The organism is Alloyangia mangrovi (assembly GCF_002300555.2).
Classification (GTDB): Bacteria; Pseudomonadota; Alphaproteobacteria; order Rhodobacterales; family Rhodobacteraceae; genus Salipiger; species Salipiger mangrovi.
On record NZ_NTHN02000018.1, the window covers coordinates 40,206 to 52,937 of the forward strand.

The 12,732-nt window shown below is 67.6% G+C and carries 13 protein-coding genes; 5 read left to right on the forward strand and 8 right to left on the reverse strand.

Features of this window, described 5'->3' with window-relative positions:
- Positions 1-49: 49 nt before the first annotated feature.
- The 5 genes from CLG85_RS11570 to CLG85_RS11590 form a co-directional block, all read right to left on the reverse strand.
- Positions 50-772 (reverse strand): transporter substrate-binding domain-containing protein, encoded by a 723-nt coding sequence (locus CLG85_RS11570; RefSeq protein ID WP_095880963.1) that lies wholly within the window; start codon positions 770-772, stop codon positions 50-52.
- A 50-nt stretch (positions 773-822) separates the two neighbouring features.
- On the reverse strand, positions 823-1,605 hold the full coding sequence (locus tag CLG85_RS11575) for an ABC transporter ATP-binding protein (RefSeq protein ID WP_260348912.1): 783 nt from the start codon (positions 1,603-1,605) through the stop codon (positions 823-825).
- 145 nt (positions 1,606-1,750) lie between these two features.
- The gene (locus CLG85_RS11580; protein WP_224847298.1) at positions 1,751-2,191 is read right to left on the reverse strand and encodes a tellurite resistance TerB family protein; all 441 of its coding nucleotides are present in this window, start codon (positions 2,189-2,191) and stop codon (positions 1,751-1,753) included.
- Positions 2,192-2,284: 93 nt separating this feature from the next.
- The gene (locus CLG85_RS11585; RefSeq protein WP_260348913.1) at positions 2,285-2,764 is read right to left on the reverse strand and encodes a tellurite resistance TerB family protein; all 480 of its coding nucleotides are present in this window, start codon (positions 2,762-2,764) and stop codon (positions 2,285-2,287) included.
- 73 nt (positions 2,765-2,837) lie between these two features.
- On the reverse strand, positions 2,838-3,626 hold the full coding sequence (locus CLG85_RS11590; RefSeq protein WP_095883637.1) for a 23S rRNA (adenine(2030)-N(6))-methyltransferase RlmJ: 789 nt from the start codon (positions 3,624-3,626) through the stop codon (positions 2,838-2,840).
- A gap of 347 nt (positions 3,627-3,973) precedes the next feature.
- On the opposite strand from CLG85_RS11590, the gene CLG85_RS11595 reads away from it, so the two are divergent.
- Positions 3,974-5,107 (forward strand): acyltransferase family protein, encoded by a 1,134-nt coding sequence (locus tag CLG85_RS11595; RefSeq protein ID WP_095883638.1) that lies wholly within the window; start codon positions 3,974-3,976, stop codon positions 5,105-5,107.
- An 80-nt stretch (positions 5,108-5,187) separates the two neighbouring features.
- On the opposite strand, the gene pyrG is transcribed toward CLG85_RS11595, so the two are convergent.
- Both pyrG and secG read right to left on the reverse strand, forming a co-directional pair.
- Positions 5,188-6,831, reverse strand: a complete 1,644-nt coding sequence (gene pyrG / locus CLG85_RS11600) for a CTP synthase (protein ID WP_095883642.1) — start codon at positions 6,829-6,831, stop codon at positions 5,188-5,190.
- 171 nt (positions 6,832-7,002) lie between these two features.
- Positions 7,003-7,383 (reverse strand): preprotein translocase subunit SecG, encoded by a 381-nt coding sequence (gene secG, locus CLG85_RS11605; RefSeq protein ID WP_095883639.1) that lies wholly within the window; start codon positions 7,381-7,383, stop codon positions 7,003-7,005.
- Between the two features lie 280 nt (positions 7,384-7,663).
- On the opposite strand from secG, the gene CLG85_RS11610 reads away from it, so the two are divergent.
- Positions 7,664-8,605 (forward strand): DMT family transporter, encoded by a 942-nt coding sequence (locus tag CLG85_RS11610; protein WP_095883640.1) that lies wholly within the window; start codon positions 7,664-7,666, stop codon positions 8,603-8,605.
- Here CLG85_RS11610 and CLG85_RS11615 read toward each other — a convergent pair.
- A complete protein-coding gene (locus tag CLG85_RS11615) occupies positions 8,526-9,215 on the reverse strand; it encodes a thiamine diphosphokinase (RefSeq protein ID WP_095883641.1) in 690 nt (229 codons plus the stop codon). The two genes, CLG85_RS11610 and CLG85_RS11615, sit on opposite strands and share 80 nt — an antisense overlap.
- Positions 9,216-9,685: 470 nt before the next feature.
- On the opposite strand from CLG85_RS11615, the gene CLG85_RS11620 reads away from it, so the two are divergent.
- The 3 genes from CLG85_RS11620 (at position 9,686) to CLG85_RS11630 (ending at position 12,731) form a co-directional block, all read left to right on the forward strand.
- Complete coding sequence (locus CLG85_RS11620) at positions 9,686-10,948, forward strand: hypothetical protein (RefSeq protein ID WP_260348914.1); 1,263 nt, start codon at positions 9,686-9,688, stop codon at positions 10,946-10,948.
- Positions 10,918-11,673: a hypothetical protein gene (locus CLG85_RS11625; protein WP_260348915.1), complete on the forward strand. Its 756-nt coding sequence runs from the start codon at positions 10,918-10,920 to the stop codon at positions 11,671-11,673. Before CLG85_RS11620 ends, CLG85_RS11625 begins: the two co-directional genes overlap by 31 nt.
- A 260-nt stretch (positions 11,674-11,933) precedes the next feature.
- On the forward strand, positions 11,934-12,731 hold the full coding sequence (locus CLG85_RS11630; protein ID WP_095881158.1) for a S49 family peptidase: 798 nt from the start codon (positions 11,934-11,936) through the stop codon (positions 12,729-12,731).
- Position 12,732: the final 1 nt, after the last annotated feature.

A 12,732-nucleotide genomic window follows, 5' to 3' on the forward strand; every position in this document is an offset into this window, starting at 1 on the left:
TCGTATCAGCCGTCGAGGGGGCCGCAGGGGCCCCCTCGTCTTGGGGCGCTCAGAACGAGGCGCCGATTTCCCATTTTTCGAGCAGCGCGTTGAGCGAGCCGTCGTCTTTCATCGACTGGATGGCCGCGTCGAACTTCTCTTTCAGCGCGGTGTCGCTCTGGCGCAGACCCATGCCGACGCCGCCGCCGATCAGCTCGTCCTTGTCGAGCAGCATCACGTCGTCGCTCTCGTCGGCCACCGGCACGAGGTAGCTCTTGTCTGCGAGCACCGCGTCCGCCTCGCCGTTGCGCACGGCGGCGACGGTCTCGTCGGGGGTGGCGTATTCGACCAGCGTCGCGCCCATCTCGGCGACGAAGGCCGCCTGGATGGTGCCGGTCTGCGCGGCGATCACCGCGCCTGCGAGGTCGATGCCGTCATTGCCGGTCAGCACCAGGTAGGCCGAGGGATCGGGTTGGGTGTAGTTCTGGGTGAAGGCGATGACCTCCGCACGGTCGGGCGTGATCGACATGCCGGCCATGATGGTGTCGTAGTTGCCCGACACGAGGTTGGGGATGATCGAATCCCAGTCGTTGGTCACCCACTCGCAGGTCACCTCGGCGCGGGTGCAGAGCTCGTCGCCCAGCTCGCGCTCGAAGCCGTCCACTTCACCCTTGTCGTTGATGAAGTTGTACGGAGGGTAGGCGCCCTCGGTGCCCATGCGCACGACGTCCTGAGCCAGCGCCATCGAGGCGGTCATGGCCAGCGCGGCGGTGCCGAGAAGGATGGATTTCATTGGAGTTGCTCCCTGGTTAGGTAGATGTCCGGGGTGGTCTCTGCCGCCCGTCAGACGTGGCTGGTCGACCGCAGGAAGCCCTGCAGCCGTTCCGATTTCGGGGCGCCGAACAGCTCGGCCGGGGCGCCTTCTTCCTCGATGAGCCCCTTGTGGAGGAACACCACGTGATCGCTCACGTCATGGGCCATCTTCATGTCATGGGTGACGATGATCATGGTGCGCCCTTCGGCGGCGAGATCCTTGATCACCTTCACGACTTCCTGCTCGAGCTCGGGATCGAGCGCCGAGGTCGGCTCGTCGAAGAGCAGCGCCTCGGGTTCCATGCAGAGCCCGCGTGCGATCGCCGCGCGCTGCTGCTGGCCGCCCGAAAGCTGCGCCGGCCAGGCGTCGGACTTGTCGCCGATGCCGACCTTGTCGAGGTAGCGCCGGGCTGCGGCCTCGACCTCGTCGCGCGGGCGGCCGAGCACGTGGATCGGCGCTTCCATGACGTTCTGCAGGATGGTCATATGGGCCCAGAGGTTGAACTGCTGGAACACCATCGACAGGTTCGTGCGGATGCGCAGCACCTGCTTGGGATCGGCGGGGCGGCGGTGGTGGCCGCTGCCGTGCCAGCGCACCGGCTCGCCCTTGAACAGGATCTCGCCCTGCTGGCTGTCCTCGAGCAGGTTGCAGCAGCGCAGGAGCGTCGACTTGCCGGAGCCCGACGAGCCGATCAGAGAGACCACGTCACCACGCTTGGCGGTGATGCTGACCCCCTTGAGCACTTCGAGCTCGCCGTAGGCCTTGTGCAGATCGCGGATCTCGATGACTGGAGCTTGGGCTGGATCGGTCAAGCCAAACCTTCTTGGGCAGTTGCTGATATTGGCGGCGAGAATGGGCGCAAAATGGCCCGATTGTCCATGCGCAAAACGGCGGCGGTCGAACGCTTTGCGCGGCGTAAATCGGCATCTGCCCGGATTTCAGCCGCTGCGACGGGGTTCAGCCCGCGGCTTCCACCCGCTGCCGGGCCAGCGCCGAATCCCTGTCGTTGATGCCCAGAAGGTTCGACACCAGCCGAAGCACCGCGTCTTCCTCGTCGTCGCGGGTGCCGTCGGCGAGCGCCACCTGCCACAGCGCCTCGATCACCGCGATGCGATCCTCATAAGCGACGGCGTCCTTGATCGCCCGGGTGAAGCGCACGGTGTCGGGGGCCTCGGCCTCCAGCGCCTCGGCATCACGGCGCAGCCGCGCGGCCTCGAAGGGCGAGAGCCCGTAGCGCGTGGCGGCGATGCGGTCTATCCGGTCCTGTTCGGACTGGTCGTAAGTCTCGTCGGCGCGCGCGACGCGCACCAGCAAAGCGCAGAGCGCCAGCCGCGCATCGGCGTCGGGCAGGAGCTCGGGGCCGGGATCGACCAGCCGTTTGAGGAAATCAGCGAACATGCGCCAGATATAGCCGCCTTGCGCCGCCGCGCCAACGCCCTGCGCGCGATCGTGTAGGGCCGCGCAGCGGACGGGGGCAGCGCCCCCGATGCCCTAGCCCGCCCGGCTCGCACCAAGATCGCAGGGCGCGACGAACAGCAAGTGCTCGGCAAGCCAGAGCGCGGTGTGCCGGGTGCCCGGGGCGGGATCGCTCCCGGCCATCACCTCGCAGAGGCAATGCGCCAGCGCCAGGCGGTCGCGGTACCCCACGGCACGGGCGAGCATGGCGGCGAAACAGGCGGTGTCCGGGGCGCAGGCGGCGACCGCCTGGCAGGACAGCCGCATCTCGGCGGCCTCGCGCTGGGTCAACTCGTGGCGCCGCGCCAGCACGGCATCCACCAGCGCCACGCCGATCAGCGGCGGTGCGCCCTGTGCCTCGGCGGCGGCGCGCAGCAGCAGAGCCCCGAGCGCCAGCGGCACGTCGCAGGGTTCCAGCGGCGTAGCCTCGGGGGCCGCCATCCAGAATTTCAGCCCGCGCGCCATGGCTGTCTCGGCCGGAGTGCGGGCGGGCGCTGCAGGAGGGGGGGGTGCCATCTGTCTCCCGTTGGCATGTGTCAACGGGGTTACTCTGCGTCACCTTGCGGGTCTGGGCAATGGCAGAAAGCGGTCAGCCGAGGGCACCGGCATCGCGCAGCCGATCGGTGAGCTCGGCACCGGCCTCGGCGAGGCCCCAGGGCGGGTTCACGATGAACATGCCCGAGCCGATCATCCGGTGCCCCTCGCGCGCCGGCGGGAAGCGGATCTCGTGGCAGAGCGCCTCGGGGAAATCCTCTGATAGCTGGGCGATCATCGGCACATGCGCGGCGGAACTGAGGATCGGGTACCAGAGCGCCAGCACGCCGACGTTCCACTTCTTGGCGATCTGGCGGAAGAGCTTGGGCAGCTCGACGTAATCCTGCTTGAGCTCGTAGGGCGGGTCGACGAGCATCACGCCGCGGCGCGGATCGGGCGGGCAGAGACTCTGCGCCAGATCGAATCCGTCCTGCCGATGGATCGAGATATTGGGGGCGCGCAGCGCCCGGGTCAGCGCCTGATGCTCCTGCGGATGGAGCTCGGCGAGATGGATCTTGTCCTGCGGGCGCAAGAGCTTGGCGGCGATCATCGGCGAGCCCGGGTAGGCATTGGGACCGTGCTCGCGGCGCACCTCGGCCAGCGCCCGCAGGTAGGGATGCCCGTCGCGGAAGATGCCCTGGTAGGCCTCGATCCCCTGCGCCGCCTCGCCGGTCTTTACCGCTTCCGCCGAGGTCAGGTCATAGAGCCCGCGCCCGGCGTGGGTCTCGATGTAGCTGAGCGGCTTGTCCTTCTTCGTCATGTAGAAGAGCAGCTCTGCCAGCAGCGCATGCTTCTGCAGGTCGGCGAGGTTTCCGGCGTGGAAGGCGTGTTGGTAGGACAGCATCGCGGCCTCGGCTGATGGTCGGATCGATGGATTGGCGGGGCAGGGGCCATGCGCATGACATGCACGCGTCCCGCGCATGCCGCCGCAAATAGCGCCTGGCGGGAGTGAAGTCGAGCGCAGCCGCGGGCGCTCGCCGAATGGGCGATTGCCTCGGTCCGCAGCGCCTCTGTGGCGCGAGTGCGCCGAGAGGGGCGCGGGGGGCAGTTGAGGCTTGCCGAACGCCGGTCCATGCGCGACCATCGTCGCTATTGTTCGAAGTGATATTCCAACCTGTTCGCGCAGGCCCAGCAAAAGCGTGGGGCGTCGTCCCGTCGCGATAGCCCGGCCTTGTGCAAAGGAGTGACATAGTGACCATTGATGATTTGATGGCAGCGGCCCGGGGCCGGCCAAGCGGCTTCGATTACATGCGCCTGACCTTGTCTGTGCTGGTTCTGATGATCCACAGCGTGCAGATTGCCTACGGGCAGAAACCCTACATGAACGCCGTCTGGGCGCATTTCCCGATCGATGGCCTCGCGATGACCGTGCTGCCGATGTTCTTCACCCTGTCGGGGTTCCTGGTGGCGGGCAGTCTCTACCGCTGCCGCACGCTGCTGAGCTTCATGGGGTTGCGCTTCATACGCATCTACCCGGCGCTGGCCGTCGAGGTGACAATCTCGGCGGTGCTGATCGGCGGGCTGGTCACCAACCTGAGCTGGCCCGAGTATTTCACCAGCGAGGCGTTCTTGCGCTACCTGCTCAACGTCACCGGCCACGTGAGCAATGCCTCGCTCTACCTGCCGGGCGTCTTCGAGACCAATCCCGAGCCCGGCATGGCGAACGGCCAGCTCTGGACCGTGCCCTACGAGCTGATCTGCTACATCGGTCTGGGCGTGCTTGCGCTGGCCGGGGCGCGCAAGGACCGGCGCGTGCTTCTGGCCGGGTTGCTGGTCTTCATCGCCTTTTCGGTGATCAAGATGGGGCTACGGACGGGCTGGCATTTCGATCCGTGGGTGGGGCCAGTGACCGGAAGGGCGCTGGTGATCGCGTTCCTCTTCGGCATCTGCCTGCATGCCTATCGAGACCGGGTGCAGGTCCATGGCTACCTCGTGGCCATCGCCGCGGTGGTGGCGGTCATCGCGTTCAGCATAAGCGGGCTGGGGCAGTACATCGGCCTTGTGGCCATTGCCTATGTCACCGTGGGACTCGGGGTCCTCGACCTGCCGCGCCTCTGGGTGCTGAAGAGCGCCGACCTGAGCTACGGCATCTTCCTCTATCATTTCATCATTCAGCAGTTGATCGCGCATCTGCTGCCCGGGATGCGCGAATGGTACTGGATCACCGCCATCTCGCTGCCGGTCACCATGCTGGTCGCGCATCTGTCCTGGGTGGGGATCGAGCGACCGGCGCTGAAGCTGCGCCAGCGCGTCTTTGCGCTGGAGTGCAGGATCATGCGCAGCCTGCCGGGTATGACCGGCTGGCACGCTTCGGCTGAGCGCTGAGCACGCAACGACCGGCGCCTTGAACGAAAACGCCCCCGCGGTGATACGCTGGGGCGCTTCTCATGTCGTAGGGTGGAGGCTCAGACCAGCCGCGAGACCTCTTTCGCCGCGCGGACGAAATCCTTGAAGAGGGGGTGCGGATCGAAGGGCTTCGACTTCAGCTCGGGGTGGAACTGCACGCCGATGAACCACGGGTGATCCGGCCATTCCACGATCTCGGGAAGACGGCCGTCGGGCGACATGCCAGAGAAGCACAGGCCGCCCTTTTCCAGCGCTTCGCGGTACTTGATGTCGACCTCGTAGCGGTGGCGGTGACGTTCGTCGATCGATGTGGTGCCGTAGACTTCGGCGACCTTCGAGCCCTCGGTCAGCACCGCGTCATAAGCGCCGAGGCGCATGGTGCCGCCCTTGTCGTCGGCCACCGAACGGTTGACCTTCTGGTTGCCCTGCACCCATTCCTTGAGGTGGTAGACGACCGGCTCGAAGCGCTTCTCGCCCTTTTCGTGGTCGAATTCCTCGGAGCCGGCCTTGGCTACGCCGGCGACGTTGCGCGCCGCTTCGATGACCGCCATCTGCATGCCGAGGCAGATGCCGAGGTAGGGCACCTTGTGCTCGCGCGCGAACTGCGCCGCCTTGATCTTGCCCTCGGTGCCGCGCTCGCCGAAGCCGCCGGGCACGAGAATCGCGTCGTAGCCTTCGAGATAGGGGGCCGGGTCCTCGCGCTCGAAGAGCTCGGCGTCGACCCAGCTGACGTTGACCTTCACCCGGTTCGCCATGCCGCCATGGGTCAGCGCCTCGGCGATCGACTTATAGGCGTCCTCGAGCTGAGTGTACTTGCCGACGATGGCGACGTTCACCTCGCCCTCGGGGTTGTGGATGCGCTCCGAGACGTCTTCCCACTTCTCGAGGTTGGGGCGCGGTGCCGGGGTGATGCCGAAGGCATCGAGCACCGCCTGGTCGAGACCCTCGCGGTGATAGGCCAGCGGCGCGTCGTAGATCGACGGCAGATCCTGCGCGGCGATCACGCTGTCGGGGCGCACGTTGCAGAACAGCGCGAGCTTCTCGCGTTCCTTCTGCGGGATCGGGCCCTCGGAACGGCAGACGAGGATGTCGGGCGCGAGACCGATCGAGCGCAGCTCCTTGACCGAGTGCTGCGTCGGCTTGGTCTTCAGCTCGCCCGAGGCCTTGATGTAGGGCAGAAGCGTCAGGTGCATGAAGACGCACTGGCCGCGCGGCTTGTCCTGGCTGAATTGGCGGATGGCTTCGAAGAAGGGCAGGCCCTCGATGTCGCCGACCGTGCCGCCGATCTCGCAGAGCATGAAGTCCACCTCGTCCTCGCCGATCGAGATGAAGTCCTTGATCTCGTTGGTGACGTGCGGAATGACCTGGATGGTCTTGCCGAGGTAGTCGCCGCGGCGCTCCTTCTCGAGCACGTTGGTGTAGATGCGGCCCGAGGAGATGGAATCGGTCTTGCGGGCCGGAACGCCGGTGAAACGCTCGTAGTGGCCGAGGTCGAGGTCGGTCTCGGCGCCGTCATCGGTGACGAAGACCTCGCCGTGTTCGAAGGGGCTCATGGTGCCCGGATCGACGTTCAGATACGGATCGAGCTTGCGCAGACGGACCGAGAAGCCCCGCGCCTGAAGCAGCGAGCCGAGTGCCGCCGAGGCAAGACCCTTGCCCAGAGAAGAAACGACACCGCCGGTGATGAAGATGAAACGTGCCATTGGCAGCGCGACCCCGTGATTTGCGTCAAAAAAGGAGGACACCCACGGCCCATCGAGCCGCAGCATCACGGGAGTCCACGTATAAAGGATTCGGGCCGCACTGTCTAGCCAACCGCAAGATGCTGTTGCGGCTGACAGGCGGCCCTCAAGCTGTTGTTAGTCGAGCAGTTCTTAGTCGGCGCTCGGAACCATCGGCGCATCTGCGCCTGCGTCATTTCCGCCCGACGGCGGGGGCAGGAGCCCGTCGGTGTCCAGCGGAGCCGGTGCCGAGTTGTTCGTGTCGGTTGCCGGAGCGGAGCCTGAGAGACGGTCCATGACCGACACGCCGCTGGCATCGCTCGCCGCGAGCACCGTCAGGGTGATCGAGGTGATGATGAAGCCGATGGCCAGGCCCCAGGTGATCTTGCCCAGTGCGGTGGCAGCCGCACGCTGGCTCATGGCACCGCCGCCGCCGCCCATGCCGAGACCGCCGCCTTCGGAGCGCTGGAGCAGCACGACGCCGATCAGCGCGAGCGCGAGGAGGAGGTGCACGATAAGGATCACGTTTTCCATGGGGCGTCTCAGGCATTCCGGCTGTGTTGAACGGGCGCTATGTAGGCCAAGGAGGATGCACACGCAACCCGGCTCTTGGCCGCGGGGGCAAAGGGCTGCGGCGCTGGTGCGGCGGGGCCGCGCCTCCCGCACCGCGCTTGGGTTTCCGCGCCCGGGAAAATTCCTGCAGGCCATCGACTTCGCCACACCGCAGACCCGGCAGGGCGGCGCCGAGCGGCGCCCTCAATGCGGAGGTGAGATTGTCTTGTGACGTCGCGGGGGCGCGGCTAGGCTGCGCGGCATGGCTGGTGATCGTCCCCTTCTCGGTGTGCTCTTGATGTTCGGGTTCTGTATCGTGGCGCCCATGGGCGACGCGATGGCCAAGCTGCTGGGCGACAAGGTCTCCATCGGCCAGCTGCTGCTTTTGCGCTTTGCCATCCAGGCGATTGTGCTGATTCCCCTCGTGATCGCGACGCGCGGCGTCTGGCGCCTGCGTGGCCGGATGCTGGGGCTGACGGTGCTGCGCACGCTGATGCACATGCTGGGCATCGCCATGATGTTCGCCGCGCTGCGCTACCTGCCGCTGGCCGATGCCGTTGCCATCGCCTTTGTCATGCCCTTCTTCACGCTGCTTCTGGGGCATTACGTGCTGGGCGAAGAGGTGGGCTGGCGCCGCATGGCAGCCTGCGGGGTGGGTTTCATCGGCACGCTGCTGGTGGTGCAGCCCGCCTTCGCCGAGGTCGGCTGGCCGGCGCTGCTGCCGCTGGGCGTCGCGCTCAATTTCTCGCTCTTCATGCTGGTCACCCGCCAGATCGCCCGCGAAGTGGATGCCATCTCGTTGCAGGCCGTCTCAGGCGTGATCGCGGTGGTGCTCATGACACCCGTGCTGCTGCTGGTGCCGGGCGGGTGGGTGCCCGGGCTCGCGCTGAGCCAGCCGAGCGCGCCGGTCTGGGGGCTGATCTTCGCGATCGGGCTTTTGGGCACGTTGGCGCATCTGCTGATGACATGGTCGCTGCGCTTCGCGCCGGGCGCCACGTTGGCGCCGATGCAGTACCTCGAGATTCCCTTCGCCACGATCATCGGCTTCGCGGTCTTCGGAGATTTGCCGAACGGGCTGGCGACGGTCGGGATCTGCATCACCGTCGCCTCGGGGCTCTACATCCTCATGCGCGAGCGGGCCATCGCGAAGGCGCTTCGAGAAGCGCCCGTTCCAACGCAGCCAGGGCCTGCACCGGCAGAATGATCAGCATTTTCGGTGCATCGAGGCGCAGCATGACCCGCGGCGCATCGGTCTCGTTCGAGGTCCCCGTGACGAGGTCGGGGGTGAAGCGCAGCCCGTCGATCGGCCAGCGCAGGCCCCGGCTGGTCCCGCCGACCTCGGCCATCGGGTAGAGTGAGAAGCGGCTGCCGACCGGCAGATCGAGCGCCAGCTCAGGTGGGCAAAGGGCCACGACGTCCTCGCGCCCGACCAGCAGGCAAGGGCGGTCCGGGCGCCGCGCCAGCACGGTCATCGCAGCCAACTGGTGATCGAACCGCGCACCGAGAAACCCCGCCGCGTAGATCAGCGGCGCCTCGATGGTGCGCAGGCACTTGTCGAAATCCGTGCTGTCCTGCTCGGCGATGCGGTGGATGCGCGCCGCAGGGATCCGGGCGCGGTGCTCCGGGGTCAGGGAGTCGAGATCCCCGATCACCGCGTCGGGAACAACGCCCGCCGACAGCAGCGCCGCGGCGCCGCCATCCGCGGCCACGCGGGTCTGCGTCCGGGCGAGCAGCGGCGCGAGCAGATCGGTTGGGCAATCGCCCCCGCCCACCAACAGGACAGGAGATTGTGATCGGATCAGTCCGGGATTCATGGCTTTTTAGTGGCTTTCCTGGAAAACGACCACAATCTGGTCATGAAATGATACTGCGAAAACCTCAGATTCGGTCAGCTTTGGTCTCCTAGTGGGTGGTAAACAAACTGTTGCAGATCGAGTGAAAAGTGAGCGGAACATGGTGAGTTCGAGCAAGATCCTGACGGTGTCCTACGGCACTTTCTCCTGCACGGCGGAAGGCTTCGAGGATCCCCTTGGCGTGGTCAAGGACACGACGCAATTCTTCCGGGGGGTGGTGCGCGAGGACCGCTTCTTCGGGGCGGAGCCGCCGCAGTTCGACCCCGAGCTTGCCGCGCAGCTCCTTCAGGCCCAGCTGGATGCCGAGGCACAGGGCGGCCGCCTCGTGCTGCGCGGCCCGCTTGCCGATGTGGCCACCCCTGTCTCGCACTCCCCAGCACCCTCCGTCGCTGCCTCGGTTGCCCAGCCCGCCGCCGAGGTGATCGGCCCGGATGCGGACCGCGGCATGGAAGCGGCGCTGGCCGAAACCGCCGCCCGCGCCGCCGCTGAGGCCGAAGCCGCCGGGCCGAGGAACTCGGCCGGAGAGCGCCGAGCCCGAGTCCGATCTTCCGGCCGTCGACAGCCTTGCCGCCGAGGCCGCCTTCTTCGCCGCCGAGGCCGGGCAGGCCGCGGGCGACGAATATGACTATGAGGAAAGCGCCTTCGACGTCGCCGCAGCACCGGCGCCGCGTGCGGTGCCGTTGGAGGAGGCTCAGGATGAAGCCGCGGACAGCGTTGCCGCCAAGCTCCGCCGCATCCGCGCGGTGGTGTCGGGCGGGGCTGCCGCCTCTGCCGTCGCCGCGCAGGACGAGTCCGATCAGGATGACTCGGCACTGGAAGGCGCGGATACGGTGGCCGCCGTCTCCGCCATGCTGGGCAGCCTCGCCTCCGACGAGCCGGCCCCCGCCGCGCCCGAAGTCGAGGCTGGTGAGGATACCCTCGCCGCGAGCCTGATCGAAGCGGTCATGACCTCCGAGGAAGAGGACGTCGTCGCCGAGGCAGCGCCCGCGCCGGCACCGCTTGCGCTGACCTCCGAGTTTGCCGCCAAGCCCGAGGCCCTCGCCGAGGCACAGCCCGCCGAGCAGCGCCGCAGCCCGCGCCGTGTGCGCGTGGTCAAGGTGACCCGCGCCGCCTTCGACGCCGCTGTCGCCTCGGGGCAGCTCGAGCAGATGGACGAGCCCAAGCCCTCGAGCAGCCTCAGCGCCGAGGACGAGGCCGAGCTGGCCCGCGAGCTGGAGGCGGTGAAGGCCGAGTTGGCCGCCGGGCTCGAGAGCGAATGGGACGAGGTCGAGGATCTCGACGCGCTCTCCGCCGCGCCCGCCGCTGAAATCCCGGCGGAAGCCGAGCAGGTGCTCGCCGATCTCGAGGCAGAGACCGCCGAGGGCGCCCCGGCCGAAACCGCCGGGGACGACGAGGACTGGGACGACGAGGTTGGGACGACGAGGCTTGGGATGACGAAGACCTCGACGACACCTCCTGGGAGTCGGAGGAGGACGCCGAGGCGGCCGAGCTTGACGATGAGGACGAGGATGAGGTCGAGCCCGAAGTCGCGGAGTACGACGACGAGGATGAGGACGATTACGACGCCGAGGATGCTGCCGCCTTCGCCGCCGCCTTCGACGAGGCTCCCGAGGCGCAGGGTGCCGACCAGCAGGAGGACGACCTCGAGGATGCCATCGCCCGCATGGCCCATGAGGACGTTCGCAAGGCGGTGAAACTGTCGAGCCCGGCGCGTGTCATGCTCACCGAGCAGAGCGTCGAGGACAATGATACCTCGCGCATCCTCGACGAGACCAACACCCAGATGGAGGAGCCCGAGGGCAACCGCCGGCGCAGTGCCATCGCGCATTTGCGCGCTGCCGTGGCCGCGACCCGCGCGGATCGGCTGCTGGGTCGCAAGAAGGACGCCGAGGCGCAGACCCAGCCCTACCGCGAGGATCTCGCCGACGTGGTGCGCCCGCGCCGCCCCGCCGCCCCGGCCCGCAGCGAACGCGCCGCCGAGGCTTCGGTCGAGACCTCCATCGATCCGCGCCCGGCGCCGCTCAAGCTGGTGGCCGAGCAGCGGGTGAACCTCTCCGCCGAGGCGGCCGCCACCCCGCTGCGCCCGCGCCGCGTGACGCTGGCCGATTTCGACGCGGCGGATGCCGACGCTTCGAGCGATTTCGCCGATTACGCGGACAGCGTCGGCGCCCACGACCTGCCCGAGCTGCTCGAGGCGGCGGCGGCCTACCTGTCCTATGTCGAGGGCCGCGAGCAGTTCTCGCGCCCGCAGCTGATGACCAAGGTGCGCCAGGTCGAGGGGCAGGACTCCAGCCGCGAGGACCGGCTGCGCAGCTTCGGCCAGCTGCTGCGCGACGGCAAGATCGAGAAGACCGGCGGTGGGCGGTTCACCGTCTCCGAGCGGATCAGCTTCAAGCCTTCGGCCCGCGCCGTCGGCTGAGCCGGAGATCATTTCCGAGAGATGAGGGCGGGGGCGCGGCTCCCGCCCTTTCTCGTCACCGGGGGGCTTGGCTGCGGCGATGGCAGAGGAGGCTCCGCCCCCACGCGTCCCTGCGGGGCCGCGCTCCCCCGGGATATTTCTGCCTAGAAGAAAGGGTCTTCGCCGGTGCCGGGGGCGTAGGGGCGGGCCGCACGGTATCATGCGAGAGTTCTTTTGACCTTCGTCTTGTCGTCGCGGTGGGGCGTGTCTACATCACCCGCATGCAAATCCCGATCCCCTTCGTGAAATCAAAGCCCCTCGTCTCCGTCGTGCGCCTGCAGGGCGCCATCGGCACGCAGGGGCGCGGCGCGCTGAACGACGCGGCGCTGGCGCCGGTGCTCGAACGGGCCTTTCGCCGCGGCAAGCCGAAGGCGGTGGCGCTCGAGATCAATTCGCCCGGCGGCTCGCCGGTGCAGAGCTCGCTGATCGGCGCGCGCATTCGCCGCCTGTCAGAAGAGACCAAGGTACCGGTCTTCGCCTTCGTCGAAGACGTGGCGGCTTCGGGCGGCTACTGGATCGCCTCGGCGGCGGACGAGATTTTTGCCGACGAGAGCTCGATCCTCGGCTCGATCGGGGTGATCTCGGCGGGCTTCGGCGCGCAGGTCTTCCTCAATCGGCAGGGTATCGAGCGGCGGGTGCACACCGCGGGCAAGTCCAAGAGCATGCTCGATCCATTTCGCCCCGAGACGGAAGAGGACGTGGCACGGCTCAACCGCATCCTCGGCCAGCTGCACGAGACCTTCATCGCGCAGGTCAAGGCGCGGCGTGGGGCCAAGCTGAAGAATGACCCGGACCTCTTCACCGGAGAGATCTGGATCGGCCGCTCGGCGGTCGAGGTCGGGCTCGCCGACGGCGTGGCGCATCTCGTGCCCGGGATGAAGGCGCGCTACGGCGACAAGGTTAAATTCCGCCGTTACGGCATGAAGAAGCGGTTGATCCCGCGGCTCGGGCTGAGCCTTGCGGAGGAGGCGCTGGGGCTGATCGAGGAACGCGCGGGCTACGCGCGCTTCGGGCTCTGAC